Genomic DNA, 23,558 nt, shown 5'->3' with positions numbered 1-23,558 from the left:
AGTATGATCCCGAAAAGTGGCAACCGGTTTTCGGAAAAAATCAGGCTCAAACTCCAGGACCTTTCGCCCCGGCAGATCTTCGATGACATCGCGCTGTGCCTGGTCTTCTTCACAAGGCTGCCGCTGCCCGTCTTCGACTTTCGCGGCCGAAGCCTTGCCGCCGCGATCTGGGCAGCACCCGTTGCCGGCCTGGTCGTCGGCCTGATCGGCGCGATCGTCTTTGCCACGGCGGAACGGTTTGGCCTTGCCATAGGCCCGGCGGCAGCGCTTGCCCTGGTTTCAACCATTCTCACCACCGGCTGCCTACACGAGGACGGACTGTCCGACGTCGCCGACGGCTTTGGCGGCGGCAAATCGCGCGGTCGCAAACTCGACATCATGCGCGACAGCCGCATCGGCGCCTACGGCGCCATGGCGCTGGCTCTTTCCTTGCTGATCCGCTGGAGCGCGCTTTCGGAATTCGTCGAACCCACGCAGGCCCTGTTCGCCCTCGTAGCGGCACACGCGGCCTCGCGCGGCGTGCTGGGCGCCTTCATGCACCTGCTGCCCCCGGCGCGCTCCGATGGCCTCTCTGCGGATGCCGGCACCGTCTCGGTCGAGACCGCCATTGCCTGCGCCGTGCTCGGCGCGATACCGCTGCTCTTGCTCGGGCTCGGCGGCGCCATTGTCGCGCTCATCCTGCTTGGCCTGCTGTTTGCCGCGTTCCGCACCCTGTGCCTCAACCAAATCGAAGGCCAGACCGGCGACACGATCGGCGCCTTGCAGCAGCTGAGTGAAATCGCCGTGCTGCTCGTCGCTTCCGTAGCCCTCTCCTGATTCCCCTTGGCCTGATTCCCTTTCGGAGACTTTGCCCCCATGCCCTTCAAATCACTCGATGAACTGCGCGCCGCCTGCGTCGATCTACCTGCCGGCAGCGATGCCGCCGCCAATGCGGTTGCCCGCCGCCAGGACACGCTGACCAAGCCGCAAGGCAGTCTCGGCCGGCTGGAAACGATCGCCGCATGGCTGGCACGCTGGCAAGGTCGTGAGATGCCGAAATTGGACCGGGTGAAGGTTTTCGTCTTCGCCGGCAACCACGGCGTCACCGCGCAAGGCGTGTCGGCCTATCCTTCCGAAGTCACGGTGCAGATGGTGGCGAATTTCGCCGGCGGCGGTGCCGCCATCAACCAGCTTGCCCGCATCGCGGGCGCCGAACTCGACGTCATTCCGCTCGATCTCGATCATCCCACGGGCGATTTTACGCAAACGCCGGCGATGGACGACAAGGCGTTTCTCGCCGCCGTGTCGGCCGGCTATGACGCGGTGACAAAGGACCTGGATCTGGTCTGCTTCGGCGAAATGGGCATCGGCAACACCACGCCGGCGGCCGCCATTTCAGCCGCCCTGTTCGGCGGTGGTGCTGAAAAATGGACCGGGCGCGGCACCGGCGTCGACGACGCCGGCCTCAAGCGCAAGGTGGTCGCCATCGAGGCCGGCCTGAAGCGCCACGCCGCTGCCCTTGCCGATCCGCTTGGTATCGCTGCCGCGCTTGGCGGTCGCGAACTCGCCGCCATCTTCGGCGCCACGCTGGCCGCCCGTCATCTGGGCATACCCGTGCTGCTCGACGGCTTCGTCTGCACCGCCGCGGCAGCACCGCTGGCAAGGCTGCACCCAACCGGGCTCGCTCACACCATATCAGCCCATGTCTCGGCCGAATCCGGCCACCGCAGCCTGCTCGAAGCGCTCGGCCTGCCGCCGCTGCTCGATCTCGGCATGCGGCTCGGCGAAGGCTCCGGCGCCTGTCTCGCCGTCAACATCGTCCGCTCGGCACTGGAATGCCATGCGAGGATGGCTAGCTTTGCCGAGGCGGGTGTTTCGGAGAAATAATTTGCCGCCGATGAAGCTTGACCGATCGCCATGACGGTCAAGTTCAACGCCAGTCTCGGCAAGCCCGCACCATAACCGGCGCATGCCCGAGACGCGTCAACGCGTCTCGCTTTCAGGTCTTTCCACCAAGTCTTTGAAGAATTTGGTGGGTGCGCACAGGATTGAACTGTGGACCCGCTGATTAAGAGTCAGCTGCTCTACCAACTGAGCTACGCACCCACTCGGCCGGCAAAAACCGGCGTTGGCGGGCATATAGCCGCCACCATCGGTCCTGTCCAGCCCTGCCGGAATCATTTCCCGACAAATCGACCAAGCCCGCTTACGATCAAACGAACAGCTTGCCTTCCGCCACCTTGACCGCGTTGCCGCCGATGCGCGCCGAAGTCAGTTTTCCGCCTTGCACGGTCAGTTCGAGGCGGATGCGCGACGGCCGGCCCATCTCCAGCCCCTGCTCGATCCACAGCTGCGAAACACCGTCGGTCGGCGCGTCGAAATGCATGATGGCGCCGGCGAAGGCCGCAGCCGCCGAACCGGTCGCCGGATCCTCATAGGACGGCGTGCCGGGCACGATCATGCGCACATGGAATGCACTTTCGTGGTTCACCGTCTCGCGGCAATAGACATAGGGGCTGGCGAAGGCCCACTCGCTCTTGCGTGGCGCCAGTTCCGACCACGCCTGGTTGTCCAGACGGATTCGGCCCGCCGCCTCGAGATTTGCAACCGGGATGGTGACGTAGGGCACGCCCGCCGACCAGAACGAGACGCGGTGATTCTCGAAGCCGATTTCATGCGGCGCCAGCCCAAGGGCCGCGCCGATCGCCTCCGGATCGGCCTCGAGCTTCAGCGGCTCCGGCAGCTTCGCCAGGTCGAATTCGGCAAAGGTGGCGCCGTCGTGCCTGCTGACGGCGCAGCGCACCGGGCCGATGTTTTCCTCCAGCACGAAGATGCCGGCGCCGCCGTCATTGTCGGCAAATTCGGCCAGAGCGATATCGCCCTGCTCGGCCAGCGCGATCGCCGAGCCCACGGTTGGATGGCCGGCGAACGGCATTTCATAGTCCGGCGTGAAGATGCGGATACGGTTTCGATGCTTGGGATTGTCCGGCGGCAGCACGAAGACCGTTTCCGACAGGTTGAACTCGCGCGCGATGGCCTGCATCGCGGCCGTGTCCAGACCTTTGCAATCCAACATCACGGCCAGCGGGTTGCCGGCCAGTCGCTCGGTCGTAAACACATCGTAAAGCAAATAATTCCGGGTTTGCATTCCTGCCTCAATCCCAACATGGGCGAAATTTAATTTGATATTTGAGCCTGTCAGCCTGATCTGTGCACAGATAGGGACATTGCGCATCATAGGGGTCCGACGTGGACCAGATTGTCAATCCGCCAAAGACGGAATCGGATTCCGCCATCGAGACGGCGCTCGGGCTCGACAGGCAAGGCCTGCGCAAGACGCGCCGGCGTGGCTGGCTCTATGCGCTGCTGACGTTGATCGTGCTCGCCGCCGGCCTTGGCGCGTATCAGTGGTATGCCGGCTCGCCCACCAAGATCGACTACACCACCATGCCTGCCGCCAAGGCCGATCTCACCGTCGAGGTCTCGGCGACCGGCACGCTGCAGCCCCTCACCCAGGTCGACATTTCCAGCCAGTTGTCCGGCATCATCCGTTCGGTCTCCGTCGAGGAGAATCAGCGGGTCAAGAAGGGCGATGTGCTGGCGGCCCTCGACACCGCCAAGCTGCAGGTCCAGATCGAGCGGGCGCAGGCATCCGCCAAGGGAGCGGCCGCCAATGTCGAGGACGCCACGGTGACGCTCGCCGAGAACGAAAAGGCGCTTGTCCGCGCGGCGGCGTTGACCAAGCGTGGCATGGCGACCGATCAGTCGCTCGAGGCAGCGGCCGCGACGCGCGACCGTTCCAAGGCGGCGCTCGACAGCGCTGAGGCCAATCTCGCCATCGCCAATGCCGACCTGAAATCGCAGCAGACCGACCTCGCCAACAGCACCATCTATGCGCCGATCGACGGCATCGTGCTGACGCGCTCGGTCGACCCCGGCCAGACGGTCGCCTCCTCGCTGCAGGCGCCGGTGCTGTTCATCATCGCCGCCGATCTGAAGAACATGGAACTGGTGGCGGCGGTCGACGAGGCCGACATCGGCGCGGTCAAGACCGGCCAGCATGCCCGTTTCACCGTCGATGCCTTCCCGGACCGGCCGTTCGATGCCGAAATCCGCGACATCTCCTATGCCTCGGTCACCACCGATGGCGTCGTCACCTACAATGCGCGGCTTGAGGTCGACAACAACGAGCTGCTGTTGCGGCCCGGCATGACCGCCACGGTTTCGGTCGTCACCCGGCAGGCCAAGGGTGTGCTCACCGTGCCGGCCACCGCCTTCCGTTATCGCCCCGCCCAGCAGGCGGCCCGCGGCTGGAGCCTCAGCGACCTGTTCACCGGCCGCATGGGTCGTCCCGGCGGCAACCGCCAGCGCCAGGCCGCGACGGTGCCCACAGACGGCTCGCGCACGCTCTATGTGCTGGAGAACGGACGGCCGCATCCGGTCAACGTCAAGATCGGCTCCACCGATGGCGAACTGACCGAGATCACCTCGGGCCTGAAGGAAGGCACTGAGGTCATCACCGCGTCGCAGCAGCGGAGCTGAGGCCGTGGCTGCGAGCGCCACCCTCATCACCTTCGACAAGGTCTGGAAGAGCTATGGCCAGGGCGAGGCCAAGGTGCATGCGCTGGCCGGCGTCGACCTTGCCATCCGGCGCGGCGAATTCGTCGCCATCATGGGCCCGTCGGGCTCCGGCAAGTCGACGGCGATGAACATCATCGGCTGCCTCGACACGCCGACTGCCGGCACCTACTCATTCATGGGCATCGACGCTGGCCGGCTCGACCGCAACCGCCGCGCCATGCTGCGCAACCTCTATGTCGGTTTCGTCTTCCAGGGCTACAATCTCTTGGCCCGCACCACGGCGGCGGAAAATGTCGAACTGCCGCTGATCTATCGCGGCGTTGCCGCCCGTGAGCGCCACGACCTCGCCATGCAGGCGCTGGCCCAGGTCGGCCTTGTCGGCCGCGAGCACCACACGCCGGCAGAACTCTCCGGTGGCCAGCAGCAGCGCGTGGCGATCGCGCGCGCCATCGTCACAAGGCCGACGCTGCTCGTCGCCGACGAGCCGACCGGCAATCTCGACACCGCTCGCACGCACGAAATCATGGAGTTGCTGACGCAGCTCAACACCGAGCTCGGCCTGACCATCGCCATGGTCACGCACGAGGCCGACGTCGCCGGCTACGCCGGGCGCACCATTCGCTTCCTCGACGGCCATGTCGCCTCCGATTCCAAGAATCTAGAGGTGGCCTAACCATGATCTGGGAAACCGTCCGCCTCTCGCTCCGCTCGATCCGCCGCAACGTGCTGCGCTCGTTCCTGACCTTGCTTGGCATCGTCATCGGCGTTGCCGCAGTCATTGCCATGCTCACCATCGGCTCGGGCACCACCGAAAAGGTCAAGGCCGACATCTCCAAGCTCGGCAGCAATCTGCTGGTCGTCCGCTCCGGCCGCCCGGCCGGCCCCGGCGGTCCGGGCGGGCTCGACCCGGTGGTCCGTCCGCTGGCCGAAAAGGACCTCGCGGCACTGGTCGCGCATCTGACGGGCGCGCGCGCCATCTCGCCGGCCTCGCAAAAGCAGGTGCGTGTCATCTTCGGCACCGAGAGCCTGACCTCGGGCGTCACCGGCACCGATAGCGCCTATCTCGATGCGCGCGACTGGAAGCTGGTGTCCGGCCGCCCGTTCAGCGATTCCGAAACCCGCTCGGGCACCGGCGTCTGCCTGATCGGCGAGACGGTGCGCCAGCAATTCTTCGGCGCCGGCGATCCCGAGGGCGAGATCATCCGCGTCAACCGCACCTCCTGCAAGATCATCGGCCTGCTCGAACCCAAGGGCTACACCGGCTTCGGTCAGGACCAGGACAACGTCGTCTTGATGCCGCTGCACGCCTATCAGCGCCGTATCGCCGGCAACCGCGACATCGACAACATCTACATCGCCGCCGACGACCGCACGCCGACCAGCGAACTGCAGCCGCGCGTCGAGGACATCTTGCGCGACTCACGTCGCATCACCCCCGACCGCGAGAGCGATTTCGCCATCCGCGACATGACCCAGATCGCCGACGCCATGGCCAGCGCCACCACCACCATGACCGGCATGCTGGGCGCCGTTGCTGGCGTCAGCCTGCTAGTCGGCGGCATCGGCATCATGAACATCATGCTGGTCTCGGTCACCGAGCGCACGCGCGAGATCGGCATCCGGCTTGCCATCGGCGCGCATGAAAAGCACATCCTCATCCAGTTCCTGGTCGAGGCGACGGTGCTGTCGCTGCTTGGCGGCATCATCGGCATCCTGATCGGCCTGGCGCTGGCCGGTCTCGCTGCAGCGACGCTTGCCATCCCCTTCGCGCCAAGCCCGGCGGTCATCCTGCTCGCCGTCGGCTTTTCGGCGCTGATCGGCATGGTGTTCGGTTTCTTCCCGGCGCTGCGTGGTGCAAGGCTCGACCCGATCGACGCGCTACGGCACGAGTAAGCCCAGGCCAGCCGCCACAACGATCTCGCCGGGGGGTCTCTTCCGCGTCGTGAATTTCCCAGGCGGCCGACCGCGAGATCGACGGCTTCATCACCCTCCCAAGTTCGCGCCCAGGGTGACGAGAAGCTCGTCCAGCTGTTCGAACTGCTCGGGCATCCCATCCTCCATTCCGGCGATGGCCTCGTCGAGCGCTTCCTTCGAGGGATAGAGTTCGTGCAGCACCAGCAGCGTCTTGCCGTCTTTTTCTTCGAAGGTCACGGTGGTCACCGCGGCGTCCTCACTTTCCTCATTCGTCCAGACGAGGCGGGAGTTAGGTATCACTTCGATGTACTTACCGAAGAATGCCATAGCGCTTGAGTCATCGCGGCCAAACGCAACACGGTACCCGCCTCCGACACGAACATCCATCTCGCAGGAAAGCAGAGGCACGCCCGTCGACTTCGGTGCCCACCACTGCATGAACAGCTCGGGCCTGGTCCACGCCTCGTACACGATACGCGCCGGGCCATTGAACGTTCGCGTAACGACGAGCTCTCGCTCGGACTTCCGTTCGATCGTCGTGCGGCTATTCATGGGGGTGGGCTCACTCTCTCTTCTTGCGTCCATCGGCTTTCTCCTTCCGTTTCAATTCCTCGACAACCTTGTCCAACTCATCGAAGCGTGCGTCCCAGAGCTGGCGGTACCTCTCGATCCATGCCGCCTCTTCCTCCAGTCGGCGCAGGCCGAGCTTGCAGGTCCGCACGCGCCCGACCTTCTTCGTGGTGACGAGCCCCGCCTGCTCCAAGACGCCGACATGCTTCTTCATGCCCGTGAGGGTCATATGGAACTTCTCGGCAAGCTCCGTGATCGAAGCATCGGAACGTCCGAGTTGCTCCAGAACACCGCGTCGGGTGGTGTCCGAGAGCGCGGCGAACGAGGCATCGAGACGGGGGCGAATATACTGAACCATGTGGTTCAGTGTTAGCACACGGATTGGCGGCATGCAATGGAGCTTCCGGCGCGCTGCGTGTCCGCCGCCATCGCTTCCAAATCGACCTCATTTCGATGCAGTTTCGATCGACACGGCGATCTCCAGGCCTTAAGGCAAGATATCTGTGGTCGGGGGCGAACAACGCATGAGCAAGAAAGCACGACTGATCCTGGTGATGGTCATCATCGAGGCTGTCCTTGCAGGCATCTGGTGGTATCTCGCCCGCTTCGGCATGGCCAATCCCGATCGCGTCACCGCCGATTTCCAGGCAGTCGTCGGACAGACCATGGGAATGGCGATGGGCGGCTTGCTGGGTCTCGGCTTTATCTTGTTCTTCGTCGCCGCCCGCAACGATCGCAAGGCGGCGCAGGACAAGCCGCGTCGTTAATCGACGCCCGCAAAATGCCACTCGATCAGCGGCTTCATGTGCGGCGCCAACCCGTCTGGCAGGTCGGCGGCATGGCGGATGATGATCGGCCCCTCGATCTCCGGCTCGGTCTCGGTGGCGACGAAGGCGCTGATGCGCTGGGCAATCTCGTCGGCCGGCGCCGTCTCGCGGTAGCGGCGGAAGATCACCGTGCCGCTGGTCGTCGACAGGACATGGTAGCGTCTGCCCCGTTCAGCATCTGACAAGTCGAGGCCTGTTTCCTCACGCACCTCGCGGATCATGTTGAAATCGACGTCGACCAGGCCGTCGCGAAAGTCGTCCGGCTCGAACGAACCGGCGGCGAAATAGACGCGCCCCGCATTGACCGTGTGTGAACCCATGCGGATCGCCACCAGCGCATTGTCGCCGGCCACCAGAATGGCATGGGCATAGGCGTGCTCGGCGCCTGAATTCTCGCGCCGCTTACGCCAAAGCATGAAGGTGGAGTAGTTGACCGCATGGCAGCGGCCGACGAGACGGTTGTCGCGATACGCCAGTCGCGACAGCAGCACCACCGTGCCGTCGAACAGCGCCGGCTTGGCTGAGATCTCGCGCTGCCAGTTGTCGGCGATGGCCTCCGCATTCTCCACCGCGAACGGGTGCGGGCCGGGATCGAGCCGGACGTCGACGGCATCGACCGGCAGGATGACATTGCGTGGCAGGTCGAAACTCATTGGCGTATCAGGCCATGTCCAGGGTGATCGCCACCGGGCAGTGGTCCGATGCCTTCGGCCGGTCCCAGCCGGCGCGCGGAAACCGGTCAACCTCCTGGCCGGGTGGGAAAATCGTGCGCCAGGGCTGGCCGTTGCGGATGATGTCGGGAACGGCCGTCGCGTTGCTGGCGGCGAACCCCTTCGACAAAAGGATGTAGTCGAGCTGGCACAGATGCCGTTCTTCCGGTCCGCGCGTGTGGTAAAAACTCCAGCGGTTCATCTCCGGCCGCCGCTCGACGACGTTTTCGCAGAAGCCGCCAGCGGTCAGCACGTTGATGCAGGACTGGTTCTCGTCGACCACCTCGAAGCGGTAGCCGTCGACGGCATCGCCGGCGATCTTCACGCGCTGCCGGTAGTCGTTCATGTCGCCGCAGATCGCCCAGCGCTTGTCGGCGGCGTGGTCCTTGCCGAAACGCTCCTCGATGATCCGCCGCACCGCTTGAGCCTCGGCAATGCGGATCGGCATCGTCGCTTCGCGCCCGTCGAGCCCGTTGCGCGGCGAGCCCATCGACTTGAAGTGCACCAGATAAAGTGTCAGCGGCACGCCGCCCACGGACACATCGACTTCCAGGCAGTCGCGCCGGAAGATGCGCTCATTGGCCTGGTTGCCGAGTGCCGCCAACTCGGCTGTGTGCAGCCCGAACTGTTCATAGGTGACGTAGGCGTGGCTGGTCATGCGCACGAATTCGATCGGCTGGCCCTGCGCGGTTTCGTTGCGCATCATCACGGCGACGTCGATGCCGCGCGAATCATTGCCGGCAGTGGTGTATTTCTGCCGGTAGCCCCGCCCCACCATCTTGAACAGATAGCCGTATTCGAAGGCCTTCAGCGCCTCGATATTATCGACCTCCTGCATGCAGATGATGTCGGCGCGGGTGGCCGCGATCGCCAGCGCCGTCAGTTGGCGCGTATCGTCGGACTGGGCGATGGCGCGGGCCTGCTCCAGCATCTTGTATTCCGCCTCGCTCTGGATGTCGAACAGCGCCAGCGTGCGATCCTCGTTGAGCTGGTTGCGATAGCCGGAAAAATCGAACCTGTTCATCAGGTTCTCGACATTGAAGGTGGCGAGGCGCAGCGACATGTCATGACCTTTGCCCGCAAGCGCGGCAGAAAACAAGGTCGCGGAACCATCGGCGGAGATCGATTGGTCCTGATGCCACTCGCGCCATGGTTGACGGAACCTTTCCGTTCATGCGCCGTTCAGATGCAAACACGCACAGTAGGCCCCCAGGGTAGGCGTGGGGCCTGTATCTCTTGGAGAGTGCAATGAACTCGCTCTTTTCTTCCACGGTCAAATCAGGGCTGATAGCCCTTGGTATCGTCTCCGGCGTCACGGCGCCGTCGGCCGCAGGCCCGATGATGCAGCCGGATATGTCGATTCCCACCAGCACGGCGGCGCCGGCGATCACGCCGGTCCGCGATGAGTGGGCGGGCGGCAATAACCGGCAATTCTACAACGATTGGAGATGGCGCAGGTCTGGCAACTGGAACGGGGGCCACAGACACTGGAACGGAGGCGGCGGAAACTGGAACGGGGGCGGCGGAAACTGGGACAATGGCGACAACTGGCGTTGGCGCCATGGTCGCCATCATTATCGCGGCGGCCGTTACTACGATGACGGCGCGGCTGCCCTTCTGGGCCTCGGCCTTGGGCTCGGCATTGGCAGCATGTACAACAACTACAATTACTACGATGCGCCGCCGCGCCGCTACTACCGCACCTATCGGACGCATAGGCTTTCGAGCGCACATGTCCAATGGTGCTACGACCGCTACCGGTCGTATCGCGCCTGGGACAACACGTTCCAGCCCTACAACGGTCCGCGTCAGCAGTGCTGGTCGCCCTATAGCTGAGCCGGCCTGGTCGAGTTGACCGACACAGAATGAAAAACGGCGCCCCATGGCGCCGTTTTTTGATTTGGCTGTTCGAAGCTGCTTCTTCTCCGAACGTGGGCAGGCTCAGTTCTTGGCCTTGTCGACCAGCTTGTTCTTGGAAATCCACGGCATCATCGCGCGCAGCTTGGCGCCGACTTCCTCGATCTGGTGGCTGTCGTTCATACGGCGGATGCCCTTGAAGCGCGACATGCCGGCGCGGTATTCCTGCATCCATTCCGAGGTGAATTTTCCGGTCTGGATGTCCTTCAGCACGCGCTTCATCTCGGCCTTGGTCTCGGCGGTGATGATGCGCGGGCCCGAGACATATTCGCCCCATTCGGCGGTGTTCGAGATCGAGTAGTTCATATTGGCGATGCCGCCTTCATAGATCAGGTCGACGATCAGCTTGACCTCGTGCAGGCACTCGAAATAGGCCATCTCCGGCGCATAGCCGGCTTCCACCAGCGTCTCGAAACCGGCGCGGATCAGCTCGACCAGGCCGCCGCACAGCACGACCTGCTCGCCGAACAGGTCGGTCTCGCATTCCTCGCGGAAATTGGTCTCGATGATGCCCGAACGGCCGCCGCCGACGCCGCAGGCGTAGGACAGAGCCAGGTCGAGCGCGTTGCCCGAGGCATCCTGGTTGACGGCGACAAGGCACGGCACGCCGCCGCCCTTCTGGTATTCGCCGCGCACCGTGTGGCCGGGGCCTTTCGGCGCAATCATGACGACGTCGACCGAAGCCTTCGGCTCGATGAGGCCGAAATGCACGTTGAGGCCGTGCGCGAAGGCGATCGCCGCGCCGTCGCGGATGTTCGGGGCGATCTCGTTCTTGTAGATGTCGGCCTGCAGCTCGTCAGGTGTCGCCATCATCATCAGGTCGGCCCATTTGGCGGCGTCCGCAACGCTCATCACCTTGAGCCCATCGGCCTCGACCTTCTTGGCGGTCGCCGAGCCGGCCTTGAGGCCGATGGCGATGTCCTTGGCGCCCGAATCCTTGAGGTTGAGCGCATGCGCCCTGCCCTGGCTGCCATAGCCGATGATGGCGACCTTCTTGCCCTTGATCAGGTTGAGATCGGCATCGCGATCGTAATAGACACGCATTTTGTCTTCCTTCCCGTTTTATGAATCAGAGGCCTTGCGGCCGGTTGTTGCTCCATGAAGAGCGAGAAACTGCTGCGTCGCCCGCGCGGCATCGCCGCCGATCGCCGCCTCAGTCAATTCCAGCCGGTCGCCGAGCAGCAGGCGGATCTGCACGTCGCGGGCGACCAGCCCGAAAAAGGTGCGGAAGGCCGTTTCGGCATCCGCAAAGTCAAGCAGCCCGGCCTGTCGTCCGGCTTCAAGCACCGGTTTCAGTCGCTTGGCCAACGCAAAGCGGCCATTCTCCAGCACGACGGCGCCAAGGTCATCCTTGCCCGAACCGGCATGACCGACCGCTACGCGATTGAGCGCGATCGAGGTGTCGCTCGAAATCACCTTCAGCCAGTCGGAAGCGAAGCGTTCGAGGCTCGCCGTCAGCGAGGCAAGATCGAGCCCCTTGCCATCGACCTGCGCCACCCGCACCTTGGATGCCTGCCACTGCACCGTCGCAGTCAACAGCCCGTCACGGTCGCCGAACCATTTGTAGAGCGTTTCCTTGGAACAGCTCGCCCGCCGCGCCACGGCGGTCATGGTCAATTGATCGCCCTCCTCGACCAGCAGCCGAAGTGCAGCGTCGAGCACGGCTTTCTGCCGCTCCGTCAGCACTTCGCTGGTGTCGATCTCGGGCACGATGTGCAACACGCTCTTCCCTCGGCAGGCGAGGCCGTCCGGTCTTTCCGGATAGCCGTACCGTACGTTACGGTTCGCCGCTTCTATGGCGTATTGTTCCGAGCCTTGCAAGCCCTATTTCTATCAGTACGGCGTCGGCGCCGGACGGCGTGCGCGGGGAAAGAAAGTGCTGATCGGATTGCTTGCCTTGACGGTTGCCGCCGCATTCTCTGGCACCGCGATCTATGTCAGTGTCGCAGAGCAACCGGCGCGGCTTCGTCTCGACGACAAGGCGCTGCTGCAGGAATGGCAGCCTTCCTACAAGCGCGGTGCCGCCATGCAGGCGTCGATTGCCATTGTCGCCTGTGTTCTCGGTCTCATCGCCTGGTGGCAGACCGGCGGTCCCGCCTTTCTGGTGGGCGCGGTACTGATCATCCTGCCCTGGCCGTGGACGCTTATCGCCATGATGCCGACGAACAAAGTATTGGAGGCGATGGACGCAGGCACCAGCAATCCGCAAGCGAGATCCTTGATTGTCAAATGGGGCGACATGCACCTGGTTCGCGCGACACTTGGCGTGCTGGCGACATTGGCCTTTCTCTCGGGCAGCCATCTGGTCTGACATTCAGCCTCACCGGCGGTACATCATCGGTCCACAACCGGCGGATGGCGCAATCGGCCAAGCAGGGCCGAGACCATGTTTAGCTCGTCCCCAGAGAGTTTGGCGCCGATCAGTTCGGTGATCGACCGTCCATAGACGGCCCACATCTGGCGGCGCATCTCGCGGCCCTTGACCGTGATGCGGATGGTCTGGCCGCGGCCGTCATCGGCCACCGGCAGTTTTTCGACCAGCCCGTCAGCCTCGAGGCGCGCCAGCAGCCGCGAGATGTTGTATTGCGCAAACAGAGTGCGCTCGATCAGCTGGAATGGCCGCAAGCCGCTCTCGCCCGCCTCGGCGAGCTCGTGCAGCACGTCGTACCAGGCAAGCGGCGGCAGGCCGCTCACCTTCAGCGCCTCTTCAGCAGTTTCCACAAGCTGGCGCGAAACCCGCATCAGGCGGGCCCAGGCCTTGATGGCTTCGGGCGATGGCATGGCTTTCTCGGTCATGGCCCACCCTAGGCGATAGATGCAGATGCATCAAGCTTGACGATCAATGCAACTGCATCTACATAGATGCAATTGCATTAACATCGAAAGGCAAACCCATGAAACACGAAATCTGCAAGGTCGCCGACGTCCCTGAGACGGGCAGCCTGATCGCCCAGTTCTTCGGCCGTGAGGTCCATGTCTATCGCAGCGGCGAGCGTATCCGCGCTGCCGCCAATGCCTGTCTGCATTTCGGCGGACCGTTGGACTGCAAGGATGGCAGGCTGGTCTGCCAATGGCACGGCGCCGCCTTCGACATGGCATCGGGCGATCGCCTTGACGGTCCCGCGCCCAAGAATTCCCGCCTGATGTTCCTGTCGACGCACGTCGAGAACGGCGCGTTGAACTATGTCTGGGGAGAGTGAGATGACCGACAGGCTCATCCTCGTCAGCCACCCTCTCTGCCCCTATGTCCAGCGCGCCGCGATCTCGCTGACCGAGAAAGGCGTGCCGTTCGAGCGCGTCGACATCGACCTCGCCAACAAGCCGGGCTGGTTCAAGGCGATCTCGCCGCTCGGCAAGGTCCCGCTGCTGCGCGTGCAGCGACGTGGCGAGGAAACGGTGATCTTCGAATCCGCTGTCATTCTCGAATTCCTCGAAGAGACACAAGCCGATCCCCTCCACCCTGCCGACCCCTATGCCCGCGCCCGGCATCGTGCCTGGATCGAATTCGGCTCGGCCGTCCTCAACGCCATCGGCCGGTTCTATTCGGCCCAGACCGAAGCTGGCTTCCTCGCCGTATCCGGCGCGCTGTCGGCAATGTTCGATCGTCTCGAGGCCGAGCTGGCGGACACCGAACCGAACGGACCGTGGTTCGCCGGCGAGCGCTTCTCGCTCGTCGACGCCGTCCATGGCCCTGTTTTCAGATATCTCGACGCCTTCGACCGGATCGACGATTTCGGCATTCTGGACGCCAAGCCGTTCGTCCGGGCGTGGCGCCAGGCGTTGAAGGAACGCCCGTCGATCAGAAACGCCGTGGCGCCGGACTACCCGCAGCGCCTGCATGCCTTCCTGCAGGCGAAGGGATCCTACCTTTCGACAATTATCCGCCGAGACGATCCGGCCACCGCGTTTCGGCCAGCCCGATCCGCCTGAACGGATCGATCACCGTGCCGGCCACCATCGAGGCAAGGAATTGCGGCGCCGGCGGGATTTTCGCCACCGTCGCCACCAGCCTGTCGCGGATGAAGGGCAGCGCCATGGAGTCCGACTGGTAGAACGGCGTGAACGCCAGCGACAGCGCCTGGAAGACACGCACGTGCCAGCGCCGTGCCTTCGCATAGGTCTCAAGTGCCGCCTCGACATTGTCCGTCCGCGCCAAAGCATGGTTGAGCGCCGCCGCGTCGAGCAGCGCCATGTTCGCCCCTTGGCCCAATTGCGGGCTGGTCGAATGCGCCGCGTCGCCGATGACGGCCAGCCGCCGGCCGGCCGGCCACTTCATCGTGTGGTGGCCATAGCGCGCCAGCGAGAGCTGGTCGAAATCCTCGATCTGGCTGGTGTATGCCTCGCTCTCGGGCCACAGCCGAACCACCCTCTCCTTCCAGGCGTCGAGGCCTAGGGCGCGCACCTCATCGGCGTCCGCCGGCTTCAGGCTCCAGAAGAAGGCAGCCATCTTTTCAGCGCCCGGCTCCGGCCGCCCGATCGGCAGCACGCCGATCATTACGCTGGCCTTGTCGTAGCGCTGCAGCAGCGCGCGCTCGTCGAAACCTTCGCCGCGCCAGCGCAGCGACGCCCAGAACGCACCATAGGTGAGCGGGCGCGGCGCACCGGCATTGCCCGCGCACTGCCGCAGCTTCGAGCGCGAGCCGCTGGCGTCCACGACCAGATCGAACGGCCCTGCCCTTCGCCCGCTGCCACAGATCAGCGTTGCCCGTTCGCCGGTCTCCAGTGTCTCGATCTCGACTCCGGTCTCGATGGCGATCGCTTCGCGCCGCACAGCGCGAAAGAGCACGCCGAACAAGGCCGCCCGATGCACCGCCAGCCCGAAGCGATGGCCGCGCTGGGCATCATAGCGAACGTCGAGCACGGTGCGGCCGGTCGAGGCATCGGCGCCATGCAGGCGATCGATGCGGCTGCCCAGCGCCATTATGTCGTCGAGCAGGCCAAGATCGGCCAATACCGTCAGTCCGGTCGGCTGCAGGATCAGCCCGGAACCGACCGGTTTCGGCTCCTCGAAGCGCTCGAACACGGTGACCCGATGCCCGGCACGCTTGAGATAGAGCGCCATGGCTAGCCCCGCCGGGCCGGCCCCGGCAATCGCGATATCGTAGGAAATGCCAACGCCCCCAAAGCCGAATGGCCGGACAATCCTTCAGCGGGCGGACTAAATCAAGCTGCCACCCCGGGCTTTGTCCGGCTCACGGGCCCTGCTCACCCTTGGGCGGCATCAAAACCGGCACGCGCGTCGCGCACCGCGTCGTGGTTGAGTTCGGCCCACAGGATCAGCTGATGCAAGGCGCCGAACATCGACCGTCCAAGGTCGGTGAGACTGTATTCAACGCTCGGCGGCTTGGTCGGGAATACTTCGCGACGCACATAACCGTCGCGCTGCAGATCGTAGAGCGTCTGGGTGAGCATGCGCTGGGAAATATCGGGGACCAGCCGCCGCAGCTCGCCGAAGCGATATGGCTGCTCGGCCAGCGCCGCCATCAACAGCGAGCTCCACTTGCCGCTCACACCCTGGATGACATCGCGGACCGGACAATTGGCAAAATTGCCGCCGCCGCTCATGGCTTTGTAGATCTCGAGCTTGGATCTCAGATTGACGATCGTGCTGTCCACGGCTGGTTCCCTGCCTGTGCCTACCTCCCGAAAAACTGCCTTCTTTACGGCGACAGGTCAATTCCTATTTTAGTGCTGGTCTCTTTTTGAGACCGACCTTTGCCCGCTTCCCTCCGACCCATGCCAGGATCACCAATGAGCAAAACCCTTCTCGTCACCGGCGCGTCCGGCCAACTCGGCCGCGGCATCATCAATCACCTGCTGGACACACTCAAGGTTCCGGCGGCACGGATCATCGCAACGACCCGCACGCCGGCGAACCTTGCCGACCTGGCCGCTCGCGGCGTTGTCGTCAGGGCCGCCGATTTCGACGATACGGCATCGCTGGAGGCTGCATTCAAGGGCGCCGACAGGGTCCTGATCATCTCGACCGGCGAGATCGACCTGCTTCACGGCAAGCGCCTGAGACAGCATGAGAACGCAGTCGCCGCCGCGAAGGCGACAGGCGTCGGCCATCTTCTCTACACCTCGATGCCCAACCCCGAGCCGGTCTCGCCGGTGCTGTTTGCCAACGACCACCACGGTACCGAGCAGGCGATCAAGGCAAGCGGCATTGCCTACACCATCTTCCGCAATGGCTGGTATCAGGAGAACCTGTTCATGGCATTGCCACAGGCCATCGCCTCGGGACACTGGTACACGTCGGCCCGCGACGGCCGCATTGCCCATGGCGCGCGCGATGACATGGCAGCGGCGATCGCCGCCGGCCTCGCTGCCGTTTCGGACGAAAGCAAGACCTACACGCTGACTGGCCCGCATGCCTACACCACGGCCGAGATCGCCGCCCTGGCGAGCGAGGTTATAGGCAAGCCGCTCGATGTCGTGCAGATTTCTGATGAAGCCCTGACCGAAGGGGTGAAGGCGGCCGGCATTCCCGAGGACTTCGCCCGCATCGTCGTGTCGTTCGACGCCAACACGCGCGCCGGCCGTATCGCCATGGTGACGGACGCGGTCGAGACGCTTTCCGGCAGGAAGCCGAAAACGCTGAAGCAGTTCCTGGAAGCCAACAAGGCAGCGTTGACCGGTTGAACGTTGGCGGTGCCGGAAGCCGAAATCCCGGCTTTCGGCGCCGCTACTTCGTCGTTTTGAGCAACCCTAGCCGGATCAGGCTTTCGCCGGTGGCAACCAGCGCGTCTTCCCGCGATCGCGGTGCCCAGCCGAGCAGGCGGACCGCCCTCGCTTTGGTCGCATTCTTGACCTTGCCCAGTTCCGGCACCAACTGTGCGACTTCTGGGTTGAACAGGCCGACGATCCGCACCAGCCAATCGGGAAGCTCCCGCGTCGAGACGCGCGCGCCGGCGTCGCCCAGCCGCGTTTTCAAGGTCAGCGCGATCTCCCGCACGGTCATGAAATCGCCGGCAACCGCCAGGAACCGCTTGCCCCTGGCGGCAGGATTGGTCATGGCACGAACATGCAGATCCGCCACGTCGCGCGCGTCGACAACGCCGAAGGACAGGCGCGGCAGCCCCGGCATGGCACCGTTCAACATACGCTGGACAAAATCGGTGGAAGTCGAATGGTCGGGCCCAAGAACCGGCCCGAAGATGCCGACCGGATTGACGACCGCGAGCTCGAGCTTGCCGCCCTCCGCGGCAATAAAATCCCAGGCGGCACGTTCGGCCAAAGTCTTCGATTTCACATAGGCGCTGACCTTGGCCGTCGGGTCGGTCCAGCTCTCCTCGGTGAACGGCTGGCCGCCGGGCGGCAGCTTGCCATAGCCGATGGCCGCGAAGGACGAGGTCAGCACGACGCGCTTAACCTTCGCATCCCGCGCCGCGCGCAACACCCTTAGCGCGCCCTCACGGGCCGGGATGATCAGCTCATTTTCATGTTTGGGCACCCCGGGCGGAAATGGCGAAGCGACATGAAGCACATAGTCGCAACCGGCCACCGCATCCGGCCAGCCCGCATCGGCCATAAGGTCGCCGACGGTGAACGAAAGTGCCGCCCCGGGGTCGACGCCGCCGGCCTTGAGCATGGCGAGCACATCGGCTTCGCGCTTGGCCGAGCGCACGGTCGTGCGCACGCGGTAGCCGGCCTTCAGCAGTTCGAGAATACAATGCGCGCCAAGGAAGCCGGAGCCGCCGGTAACAAGCACCAATTCGCCGCTCATTCCGCCTCCTCAGCCATTCATCGGCAAGAGCCCGTCAGATCGCCACCTGCGTACCTATTTCTACCACGCGTCCGGTCGGAATCTGGAAATACTCGGTCGCGTCGGCCGCCGTGCGCGCCAGGCCGATGAACAGCCGGTCCTGCCACACCGGCATGCCGGAATTGGGCGAGGCCTTGAGCGAACGTCGCGACAGGAAGAACGAGGTCGTCATGATGTCGAACTTCCAGCCCTGCTTGCGGCAGATCGCCAGCGCGCGCGGGATGTTGGGCTGTTCCATATAGCCGAAGGTCAGCGTCACCCGCATGAACAGCTCGTTGACCGTCTCCATCTTGACCCGGTCGCTGTCGGGCACCACCGGCTGCGGCGCCGTCACCACGGAAAGGATGACGTTCTGCTCATGCAGCACCTTGTAGTGCTTCAGGCTGTGCATCAGCGCGGTTGGCGCGCTGAGTGGATCGCTGGTCAGGAACACCGCGGTGCCGGACACCAGCTGCGGCTTCTTCTTCAAGAGATTGCCGGCGAGGAAATCGAGCGGGATTTCGTTGCGGCGGGTCTTGTCGAACAGATAGCGGCTGCCGCGCACCCAGGTCCACATGGCCATGATGATCGCGAAGGCCACCGCCAGCGAGGCCCAACCGCCCTCGAACACTTTGACGATGTTGGAGGCAAAGAAGCCGATATCGATGAACATGAACAGCGCCGTCAGCGCGATTGCCGGCCAGAGGTTCCATTTCCAGATGCGCGTCATGATGACGAAGAGCAAGGTCGTCGTCACCAGCATGTTGCCGGTCACCGAGATGCCATAGGCCGAAGCCAGCCTGCTGGACTCGCCGAAGCCGACGACCAGCATCATCACCACCAGCGCCAAGAGCAGATTGACGCGCGGCATGTAGATCTGGCCGGACTGTTTTTCCGAAGTGTGCAGGATTTCCAGGCGCGGCAGCATGTTGAGCTGCACCGCCTGCCTGGTCAGCGAGAAAGCCCCGGAAATCACCGCCTGGCTGGCGATGACCGTCGCGGCGGTCGCCAGCACCACCATCGGGATCAGCGTCCAGCCCTGGTTCATCTCGAAGAACGGATGGCCGACCACGCCGTTCTTCGCCAGCACGAAAGCGCCCTGCCCGGCGTAATTGAGCAGCAGACATGGAAACACGATCGCCAGCCAGGCCAGCACGATCGGCTTGCGGCCGAAATGACCAAGATCGGCATAGAGCGCTTCGGCGCCGGTGACGGCAAGGAAGATGGCACCGATGGTGACGAAAGCGACGTCGGGCGAATTGATCAGGAAGGCGACGATATAGTGCGGACTGATCGCCCACAGGATTTCCGGGTCGGCGATGATATGGTTGAGACCGGACAGGCCAATGGCCAGGAACCATACCGCGGTCACCGGGCCGAACACCAATCCCACCCCGCCCGTGCCAAAGCGCTGCACCGCGAACACCATGGCAAGGATCACCAGCGTCAGCGGCACGACATAGGGCTGGAAGGTGGGGGTGACGACATTCATACCCTCTACCGCCGACAGCACCGAAATCGCCGGCGTGATGACGGCATCGCCGAAAAACAGCGACGCCCCGACGATGCCGACGCCCAGGATCACCGCCGAGCGCTTCGGGAAACTGCCTCGCGCCAGCGCCATCAGCGACAGCACGCCGCCCTCGCCGCGGTTGTCGGCGCGCAGCACGAACATGATGTATTTGATGGTGACGATGATCGTCAGCGACCAGATGATCAGCGACAGCACACCGAGAATATCGCCACGCTGGGCGACATTGCCGCCCGACGACGCCACCAGCGCCTCGCGGAAGGCGTAGATCGGGCTGGTGCCGATATCCCCATAGACAACGCCGAGCGCGCCCAGCATCAGAACCTTGGTGCTGTGCTGTTCGATTTCTGGATGGCTCGATTGTTCGACGGGTTCTGCCTCAGTACCAGCATTGGTAAGGGCCATGGACGACACTCCGATAAGCGCGCGGTGCTCTACGCTTGCTGCGATGCAATATCAAGTGCCGTCGCGTGATGGCTGCCATGCCTGCCGCGCGAGGCTGCCATCGCTACCACCCGCAGGCCTTGAGAAATCGACCCACCGTGCCAGCCATGCCATACTCCAACGCATCGGCTGTCAACCCATGTCCGATCGACACTTCGGCCAATGCGGGAATGCGCCTTGCCAGCGCAGGCAGATTGCTGACCACCAGATCATGGCCGGCATTGACCTGGAGGCCGGCGGCAAGCGCGGCGTCGGCGGTTTTTCCCAGTCTTTCCAGCTCCTTGGCCGCTCTGGCGGGATCGGAATGATAACTGCCATACGGCCCCGTATAGAGCTCTATGCGGTCGGCGCCGGTGTCACGCGCCGCCGTCACGCAATCGGGGTCCGGATCGGCAAACAGCGACACGCGGAAGCCCCCCTTTTTCAGACGCTTGACGATTGGTGTCAGGAACGCGGCCTCGGCGGCAAAGTTCCAGCCATGGTCTGAAGTCGCCTGCGCCGGATCGTCCGGCACCAGCGTCACCTGTTCGGGCTGATGCTTTTCCACAAGCAGCAGGAAATCCTCGGTCGGATAGCCCTCGATGTTGAATTCCGCGCGCGGAAACTCGTCGTCGATCAGGGAGCGGATCTCTGGCAGGTCGGAGTGTCTCGTGTGCCGCTCGTCGGGGCGTGGATGCACCGTCAGCCCATGGGCTCCGGCTGCGAGCGCAATGCGGCCGAGACCGGTCACGCTCGGCCACGGCAGGTCACGCCGGTTGCGCAGCATGGCGACGGCGTTGAGATTGACGGAGAGCTTTGCAGGCATGGCGGCGGCCTCGGAAATCATTCGACGCGCCACCTATAATGCCTTTGGCGGGAACAGACAGGGGGTTTCGGGTGTTCCAAGCTTGATGAATTTGAGTCCGGGAAAGGAAGCGCCATGAATTTTCTCGACGCCGTGCCGGCGATCCGCCGTCTCGAGACCAGCCGTGACGACCTTCTGGCCATCGACGTCGTCGGGCACGTCTCGGCGGCCGATGGCGAAAACCTTTTCGGGTTGATGGAGGCAGCCTATGCCCTCCATCAACGCATCGATGTGCTGGTGCGCCTTGTCGACCATGATGGCGTCGACTGGGCCAATATCGCGGAAGAAACCCTGAAGCAGGGCACAGTCCACGCAACAGAATATGTCGGCCGTTGCGCGGCGATCGGCGAGCCGGACTGGACCGCGGACGCGCGACACCTGCTGCGGGCTTCGCCGTCGATCGAACTGAAGCATTTCACGACCGAGGATGAAGCCGCGGCCTGGCAATGGCTCGGCGCCCGGCCGACCGGGAAGCAATAGGGTCGCGGCTCCCCGCAAGGGCCTGGCGAATGCTCGCTACCTGACGATCGTCAGCCGCTCGGCTGCCCGCGTGATGGCGGTGTAGAGCCAACGCTGGCGGGTTTCCTTGAAGGCCCAGCTTTCGTCGAACAACACGATCTCGTTCCACTGCGAGCCCTGTGCCTTGTGCACGGTCAGTGCGTAGCCATAGTCGAAATCGTCGAAGCGCTTCTTCTGCTGCCAGGGGATATCGGCATCCGGATCCTCGAAGGCCGCCTTGAGCAGCTTGATCTTGGCGACGCCGCGATCCGGATCGTCCTCTTCCGGCGACACCAAAAGGTTGATGCCGGGCTTCACCGTCTCGCGCGACGACGTCATCACCTTCCACAGTGAGCCGTTGAGCAGACCCTTGGCCGGATCGTTGCGCAGACAGACCAGCTTGTCGCCTGCCTGCGGATAGTCGGCATTGAAGCCTTTGAGCTCGCGCAGCCGCTGATTGTAGCGTCGGCGCGTGCGGTTGGTGCCGACCAGCACCTGGTCGGCCTTCAGCACCAACTCCTGGGTGACGTCTTCCTTGCCGATCACCTGTGCCGTGCCGTAGTCGCCGCGCATGAATTCGCGGCCTTCGCGAACATCGAGCGCCAGCCGCAGGATCGGGTTGTCGCGCGCCTGCCGATGGATTTCGGTGAGCAGGAAATCCGGCTCGTGGTCGGTGAAGAAGCCGCCGCCCGAAATCGGCGGCAGCTGGCCGGGGTCGCCGAGCACCAGGATCGGCGTGCCGAAGCTCATCAGGTCGCGGCCAAGCTGCTCGTCGACCATCGAGCATTCGTCGATGACGACCAGTTTCGCCCGCGAGATCGGGCTCTGCCGGTTGAGCGAAAAGGTCGGCGACATCGACGTCTTGCCGGTGACCTCGTCAGATACCGATTCCTCGCCCTTTGGCCGGTAGATCAGCGAATGGATGGTGCGGGCATTGACCGCGCCCTTGGAGCGCAGCACTTGCGCCGCCTTGCCGGTGAAGGCGGCGAACTGCACCTGGCCGTCGACATGTTCGGCGAAATAGCGCGCCAGCGTCGTCTTGCCGGTGCCGGCATAGCCGAACAGCCGGAACAGCTGCGGCTTTCCGGTCTTCAGCCAGCGGGCAACCGCTTGCAGCGCCTCGTCCTGTTGGGGAGAGAATTCCATCACAGCGAGAGACCGGATTCGCAAGGGAAAGACAAGATAGCTGCCACCATCATTGACCATCGGAGGTACCTAGGTGCCGCCATACGTACGGCTAGGCAATACCCTGGCTTAATTGCAGGATCGCTAATGGACGCGCTTCAATGCGTCTCTTCATGGAGGTAAGGGCAATGGCAGCATATCTTATTGCCGATGTAGACATAACCGACGCCGCCGTTTTCGAGGAATACCGCCGGGATGTACCTGCAACCGAAGAGCGCTACGGGGGAAGGTACCTCGCTCGCGGCGGAGCAACCAAAGTGTTGGAAGGCGATTGGGAACCTCACCGCCTGGTTATTGTCGAGTTCCCAGACATGGCTTCCCTGACGGCATGGTACGATTCGCCAGAATACCAACGGCTCAAACCTGTCCGCGAACGCTCTGCCAGGACGAGGATCTTCGCTTTGGACGGCATGCCCACCGGTTAAAGGCCAAGGCTTGCCGAATACAATCGCCAGGCGAAAACGAGTTATCTGGCCGCACGGCCCTGACCGCTCGGGCCGCCACGACCTTTGGCCGGTCGAGGATCGTTCTCCAGCAGGATCGGCTTGCCGTGTGGGGGTGGCATGCGCAGCACGCTCCCAGGCTTCAGCCATCGCGTCGACATCCGCCTTGGCGGCCAGCCCTTTTGAGGCAAGCAGGCTTTCCAGCGCCGCCAGCCAATGCTCGTAGTAGTCATGGCCGTCAGCCGCGGCACCCGGTCTCTTGACCTGCGCCGACAGCGCCTGCGCCCACTCGGCCCACGAGAACAGGCCCTTGTCGTGCAGCGCCACCGTCATCGCGAACGCTTCGGCCTGCCATGGCTCGGCGAAAA

27 protein-coding genes, 1 tRNA gene and 1 pseudogene are annotated in these 23,558 nt (G+C 63.9%); 13 read left to right on the top strand and 16 right to left on the bottom strand.

The window, feature by feature from the left end; all coding sequences use genetic code 11:
- The first annotated feature begins 3 nt into the window (after positions 1–3).
- Together cobS and cobT are read left to right on the top strand one after the other, a co-directional pair.
- Positions 4–816, top strand: coding sequence for an adenosylcobinamide-GDP ribazoletransferase (cobS, locus tag ACFSQT_RS30785; RefSeq protein WP_379025215.1), 813 nt, complete (start codon positions 4–6; stop codon positions 814–816).
- A gap of 39 nt (positions 817–855) precedes the next feature.
- Complete coding sequence (cobT, locus tag ACFSQT_RS30780; protein ID WP_379025213.1) at positions 856–1,866, top strand: nicotinate-nucleotide--dimethylbenzimidazole phosphoribosyltransferase; 1,011 nt, start codon at positions 856–858, stop codon at positions 1,864–1,866.
- Between the two features lie 143 nt (positions 1,867–2,009).
- Here the strand turns inward: cobT and ACFSQT_RS30775 are convergent.
- Positions 2,010–2,085: transfer RNA gene (locus ACFSQT_RS30775), tRNA-Lys, on the bottom strand.
- Positions 2,086–2,191: 106 nt separating this feature from the next.
- Positions 2,192–3,127 carry a PhzF family phenazine biosynthesis protein gene (locus ACFSQT_RS30770; protein ID WP_379025211.1) on the bottom strand — a complete coding sequence of 312 codons (936 nt, stop codon included), beginning with the start codon at positions 3,125–3,127 and terminating at the stop codon, positions 2,192–2,194.
- A 101-nt stretch (positions 3,128–3,228) separates the two neighbouring features.
- Between ACFSQT_RS30770 and ACFSQT_RS30765 the strand changes: the two genes are divergently transcribed.
- The 3 genes from ACFSQT_RS30765 to ACFSQT_RS30755 are packed head-to-tail and all read left to right on the top strand — an operon-like array spanning position 3,229 to position 6,453.
- Positions 3,229–4,521, top strand: coding sequence for an efflux RND transporter periplasmic adaptor subunit (locus ACFSQT_RS30765; RefSeq protein WP_379025209.1), 1,293 nt, complete (start codon positions 3,229–3,231; stop codon positions 4,519–4,521).
- Between the two features lie 4 nt (positions 4,522–4,525).
- Positions 4,526–5,233, top strand: a complete 708-nt coding sequence (locus ACFSQT_RS30760) for an ABC transporter ATP-binding protein (RefSeq protein ID WP_379025207.1) — start codon at positions 4,526–4,528, stop codon at positions 5,231–5,233.
- A gap of 2 nt (positions 5,234–5,235) precedes the next feature.
- Positions 5,236–6,453 (top strand): ABC transporter permease, encoded by a 1,218-nt coding sequence (locus ACFSQT_RS30755; protein WP_379025205.1) that lies wholly within the window; start codon positions 5,236–5,238, stop codon positions 6,451–6,453.
- Between the two features lie 90 nt (positions 6,454–6,543).
- Here ACFSQT_RS30755 and ACFSQT_RS30750 read toward each other — a convergent pair whose 3' ends face one another.
- Together ACFSQT_RS30750 and ACFSQT_RS30745 are read right to left on the bottom strand one after the other, a co-directional pair.
- Complete coding sequence (locus tag ACFSQT_RS30750) at positions 6,544–7,059, bottom strand: SRPBCC family protein (protein WP_379025203.1); 516 nt, start codon at positions 7,057–7,059, stop codon at positions 6,544–6,546.
- Complete coding sequence (locus ACFSQT_RS30745) at positions 7,037–7,402, bottom strand: ArsR/SmtB family transcription factor (protein ID WP_379025341.1); 366 nt, start codon at positions 7,400–7,402, stop codon at positions 7,037–7,039. The genes ACFSQT_RS30750 and ACFSQT_RS30745 overlap by 23 nt, the downstream gene beginning before the upstream one ends.
- 166 nt (positions 7,403–7,568) lie before the next feature.
- Here ACFSQT_RS30745 and ACFSQT_RS30740 point away from each other — a divergent pair, with 166 nt between their 5' ends.
- Positions 7,569–7,811, top strand: coding sequence for a hypothetical protein (locus ACFSQT_RS30740; RefSeq protein ID WP_379025201.1), 243 nt, complete (start codon positions 7,569–7,571; stop codon positions 7,809–7,811).
- On the opposite strand, the gene ACFSQT_RS30735 is transcribed toward ACFSQT_RS30740, so the two are convergent.
- Both ACFSQT_RS30735 and ACFSQT_RS30730 read right to left on the bottom strand, forming a co-directional pair.
- A complete protein-coding gene (locus ACFSQT_RS30735) occupies positions 7,808–8,524 on the bottom strand; it encodes a hypothetical protein (protein WP_379025199.1) in 717 nt (238 codons plus the stop codon). The genes ACFSQT_RS30740 and ACFSQT_RS30735 overlap by 4 nt on opposite strands.
- Positions 8,525–8,531: 7 nt before the next feature.
- Complete coding sequence (locus tag ACFSQT_RS30730) at positions 8,532–9,644, bottom strand: endonuclease/exonuclease/phosphatase family protein (RefSeq protein ID WP_379025197.1); 1,113 nt, start codon at positions 9,642–9,644, stop codon at positions 8,532–8,534.
- A gap of 185 nt (positions 9,645–9,829) precedes the next feature.
- Between ACFSQT_RS30730 and ACFSQT_RS30725 the strand changes: the two genes are divergently transcribed.
- Positions 9,830–10,417 carry a BA14K family protein gene (locus ACFSQT_RS30725; RefSeq protein WP_379025195.1) on the top strand — a complete coding sequence of 196 codons (588 nt, stop codon included), beginning with the start codon at positions 9,830–9,832 and terminating at the stop codon, positions 10,415–10,417.
- Positions 10,418–10,522: 105 nt separating this feature from the next.
- On the opposite strand, the gene ilvC is transcribed toward ACFSQT_RS30725, so the two are convergent.
- Both ilvC and ACFSQT_RS30715 read right to left on the bottom strand, forming a co-directional pair.
- On the bottom strand, positions 10,523–11,542 hold the full coding sequence (ilvC, locus tag ACFSQT_RS30720) for a ketol-acid reductoisomerase (protein WP_379025193.1): 1,020 nt from the start codon (positions 11,540–11,542) through the stop codon (positions 10,523–10,525).
- 18 nt (positions 11,543–11,560) lie between these two features.
- Complete coding sequence (locus tag ACFSQT_RS30715; RefSeq protein WP_379025191.1) at positions 11,561–12,220, bottom strand: TetR/AcrR family transcriptional regulator; 660 nt, start codon at positions 12,218–12,220, stop codon at positions 11,561–11,563.
- 157 nt (positions 12,221–12,377) lie between these two features.
- Between ACFSQT_RS30715 and ACFSQT_RS30710 the strand changes: the two genes are divergently transcribed.
- Entirely contained in the window at positions 12,378–12,809 is a 432-nt protein-coding gene (locus ACFSQT_RS30710; protein WP_379025339.1) for an anthrone oxygenase family protein, read from the top strand.
- Positions 12,810–12,832: 23 nt separating this feature from the next.
- Here the strand turns inward: ACFSQT_RS30710 and ACFSQT_RS30705 are convergent, their stop codons facing one another.
- Positions 12,833–13,294 carry a MarR family winged helix-turn-helix transcriptional regulator gene (locus tag ACFSQT_RS30705; RefSeq protein WP_379025189.1) on the bottom strand — a complete coding sequence of 154 codons (462 nt, stop codon included), beginning with the start codon at positions 13,292–13,294 and terminating at the stop codon, positions 12,833–12,835.
- Between the two features lie 98 nt (positions 13,295–13,392).
- Here ACFSQT_RS30705 and ACFSQT_RS30700 point away from each other — a divergent pair, with 98 nt between their 5' ends.
- The gene (locus tag ACFSQT_RS30700) at positions 13,393–13,698 is read left to right on the top strand and encodes a Rieske (2Fe-2S) protein (protein ID WP_379025187.1); all 306 of its coding nucleotides are present in this window, start codon (positions 13,393–13,395) and stop codon (positions 13,696–13,698) included.
- A gap of 1 nt (position 13,699) precedes the next feature.
- Positions 13,700–14,428: a glutathione S-transferase family protein gene (locus ACFSQT_RS30695; protein WP_379025185.1), complete on the top strand. Its 729-nt coding sequence runs from the start codon at positions 13,700–13,702 to the stop codon at positions 14,426–14,428.
- On the opposite strand, the gene ACFSQT_RS30690 is transcribed toward ACFSQT_RS30695, so the two are convergent.
- Positions 14,376–15,560, bottom strand: coding sequence for an FAD-dependent oxidoreductase (locus tag ACFSQT_RS30690; protein ID WP_379025183.1), 1,185 nt, complete (start codon positions 15,558–15,560; stop codon positions 14,376–14,378). The genes ACFSQT_RS30695 and ACFSQT_RS30690 overlap by 53 nt on opposite strands.
- A 143-nt stretch (positions 15,561–15,703) precedes the next feature.
- Positions 15,704–16,114, bottom strand: a complete 411-nt coding sequence (locus ACFSQT_RS30685; RefSeq protein ID WP_379025181.1) for a winged helix-turn-helix transcriptional regulator — start codon at positions 16,112–16,114, stop codon at positions 15,704–15,706.
- A 135-nt stretch (positions 16,115–16,249) separates the two neighbouring features.
- On the opposite strand from ACFSQT_RS30685, the gene ACFSQT_RS30680 reads away from it, so the two are divergent.
- On the top strand, positions 16,250–17,143 hold the full coding sequence (locus tag ACFSQT_RS30680) for an SDR family oxidoreductase (RefSeq protein WP_379025179.1): 894 nt from the start codon (positions 16,250–16,252) through the stop codon (positions 17,141–17,143).
- Between the two features lie 43 nt (positions 17,144–17,186).
- Here ACFSQT_RS30680 and ACFSQT_RS30675 read toward each other — a convergent pair whose 3' ends face one another.
- The 3 genes from ACFSQT_RS30675 to ACFSQT_RS30665 all read right to left on the bottom strand — a co-directional run bounded on the left by ACFSQT_RS30675 (position 17,187) and on the right by ACFSQT_RS30665 (position 21,025).
- Positions 17,187–18,227: an SDR family oxidoreductase gene (locus tag ACFSQT_RS30675; RefSeq protein WP_379025177.1), complete on the bottom strand. Its 1,041-nt coding sequence runs from the start codon at positions 18,225–18,227 to the stop codon at positions 17,187–17,189.
- 34 nt (positions 18,228–18,261) lie between these two features.
- Positions 18,262–20,181, bottom strand: a complete 1,920-nt coding sequence (locus ACFSQT_RS30670) for a potassium transporter Kup (protein WP_379025175.1) — start codon at positions 20,179–20,181, stop codon at positions 18,262–18,264.
- Between the two features lie 103 nt (positions 20,182–20,284).
- Positions 20,285–21,025: a pyridoxine 5'-phosphate synthase gene (locus ACFSQT_RS30665; RefSeq protein ID WP_379022171.1), complete on the bottom strand. Its 741-nt coding sequence runs from the start codon at positions 21,023–21,025 to the stop codon at positions 20,285–20,287.
- A 114-nt stretch (positions 21,026–21,139) separates the two neighbouring features.
- On the opposite strand from ACFSQT_RS30665, the gene ACFSQT_RS30660 reads away from it, so the two are divergent.
- On the top strand, positions 21,140–21,544 hold the full coding sequence (locus ACFSQT_RS30660; RefSeq protein WP_379021953.1) for a SpoIIAA family protein: 405 nt from the start codon (positions 21,140–21,142) through the stop codon (positions 21,542–21,544).
- A gap of 36 nt (positions 21,545–21,580) precedes the next feature.
- Here the strand turns inward: ACFSQT_RS30660 and ACFSQT_RS30655 are convergent, their stop codons facing one another.
- The gene (locus ACFSQT_RS30655; RefSeq protein WP_184873422.1) at positions 21,581–22,708 is read right to left on the bottom strand and encodes an ATP-dependent DNA helicase; all 1,128 of its coding nucleotides are present in this window, start codon (positions 22,706–22,708) and stop codon (positions 21,581–21,583) included.
- A gap of 140 nt (positions 22,709–22,848) precedes the next feature.
- Between ACFSQT_RS30655 and ACFSQT_RS30650 the strand changes: the two genes are divergently transcribed.
- Positions 22,849–23,172: a DUF1330 domain-containing protein gene (locus tag ACFSQT_RS30650; protein ID WP_379025173.1), complete on the top strand. Its 324-nt coding sequence runs from the start codon at positions 22,849–22,851 to the stop codon at positions 23,170–23,172.
- A gap of 41 nt (positions 23,173–23,213) precedes the next feature.
- On the opposite strand, the pseudogene ACFSQT_RS30645 reads toward ACFSQT_RS30650, so the two are convergent.
- A pseudogene (locus tag ACFSQT_RS30645) lies at positions 23,214–23,558 on the bottom strand (nitrile hydratase accessory protein); the annotation flags it as partial.

It is taken from the genome of Mesorhizobium calcicola, from assembly GCF_042682105.1.
Taxonomy (GTDB): Bacteria; Pseudomonadota; Alphaproteobacteria; order Rhizobiales; family Rhizobiaceae; genus Mesorhizobium; species Mesorhizobium calcicola.
This window is presented reverse-complemented; position numbering and strand designations above follow the sequence as displayed.

What these genes read in the sequence shown, in the direction of transcription:
- cobS (WP_379025215.1), top strand. Translation starts at nt 4, where the DNA reads ATGATCCCGAAAAGTGGCAACCGGTTTTCGGAAAAAATCAGGCTCAAA.
- cobT (WP_379025213.1), top strand. Translation starts at nt 856, where the DNA reads ATGCCCTTCAAATCACTCGATGAACTGCGCGCCGCCTGCGTCGATCTA.
- ACFSQT_RS30770 (WP_379025211.1), bottom strand. Translation starts at nt 3,127, where the DNA reads ATGCAAACCCGGAATTATTTGCTTTACGATGTGTTTACGACCGAGCGA.
- ACFSQT_RS30755 (WP_379025205.1), top strand. Translation starts at nt 5,236, where the DNA reads ATGATCTGGGAAACCGTCCGCCTCTCGCTCCGCTCGATCCGCCGCAAC.
- ACFSQT_RS30750 (WP_379025203.1), bottom strand. Translation starts at nt 7,059, where the DNA reads ATGGACGCAAGAAGAGAGAGTGAGCCCACCCCCATGAATAGCCGCACG.
- ACFSQT_RS30745 (WP_379025341.1), bottom strand. Translation starts at nt 7,402, where the DNA reads ATGGTTCAGTATATTCGCCCCCGTCTCGATGCCTCGTTCGCCGCGCTC.
- ACFSQT_RS30740 (WP_379025201.1), top strand. Translation starts at nt 7,569, where the DNA reads ATGAGCAAGAAAGCACGACTGATCCTGGTGATGGTCATCATCGAGGCT.
- ACFSQT_RS30735 (WP_379025199.1), bottom strand. Translation starts at nt 8,524, where the DNA reads ATGAGTTTCGACCTGCCACGCAATGTCATCCTGCCGGTCGATGCCGTC.
- ACFSQT_RS30730 (WP_379025197.1), bottom strand. Translation starts at nt 9,644, where the DNA reads ATGTCGCTGCGCCTCGCCACCTTCAATGTCGAGAACCTGATGAACAGG.
- ACFSQT_RS30725 (WP_379025195.1), top strand. Translation starts at nt 9,830, where the DNA reads ATGAACTCGCTCTTTTCTTCCACGGTCAAATCAGGGCTGATAGCCCTT.
- ilvC (WP_379025193.1), bottom strand. Translation starts at nt 11,542, where the DNA reads ATGCGTGTCTATTACGATCGCGATGCCGATCTCAACCTGATCAAGGGC.
- ACFSQT_RS30705 (WP_379025189.1), bottom strand. Translation starts at nt 13,294, where the DNA reads ATGACCGAGAAAGCCATGCCATCGCCCGAAGCCATCAAGGCCTGGGCC.
- ACFSQT_RS30700 (WP_379025187.1), top strand. Translation starts at nt 13,393, where the DNA reads ATGAAACACGAAATCTGCAAGGTCGCCGACGTCCCTGAGACGGGCAGC.
- ACFSQT_RS30695 (WP_379025185.1), top strand. Translation starts at nt 13,700, where the DNA reads ATGACCGACAGGCTCATCCTCGTCAGCCACCCTCTCTGCCCCTATGTC.
- ACFSQT_RS30690 (WP_379025183.1), bottom strand. Translation starts at nt 15,560, where the DNA reads ATGGCGCTCTATCTCAAGCGTGCCGGGCATCGGGTCACCGTGTTCGAG.
- ACFSQT_RS30680 (WP_379025179.1), top strand. Translation starts at nt 16,250, where the DNA reads ATGAGCAAAACCCTTCTCGTCACCGGCGCGTCCGGCCAACTCGGCCGC.
- ACFSQT_RS30675 (WP_379025177.1), bottom strand. Translation starts at nt 18,227, where the DNA reads ATGAGCGGCGAATTGGTGCTTGTTACCGGCGGCTCCGGCTTCCTTGGC.
- ACFSQT_RS30670 (WP_379025175.1), bottom strand. Translation starts at nt 20,181, where the DNA reads ATGGCCCTTACCAATGCTGGTACTGAGGCAGAACCCGTCGAACAATCG.
- ACFSQT_RS30665 (WP_379022171.1), bottom strand. Translation starts at nt 21,025, where the DNA reads ATGCCTGCAAAGCTCTCCGTCAATCTCAACGCCGTCGCCATGCTGCGC.
- ACFSQT_RS30660 (WP_379021953.1), top strand. Translation starts at nt 21,140, where the DNA reads ATGAATTTTCTCGACGCCGTGCCGGCGATCCGCCGTCTCGAGACCAGC.
- ACFSQT_RS30655 (WP_184873422.1), bottom strand. Translation starts at nt 22,708, where the DNA reads ATGGAATTCTCTCCCCAACAGGACGAGGCGCTGCAAGCGGTTGCCCGC.
- ACFSQT_RS30650 (WP_379025173.1), top strand. Translation starts at nt 22,849, where the DNA reads ATGCGTCTCTTCATGGAGGTAAGGGCAATGGCAGCATATCTTATTGCC.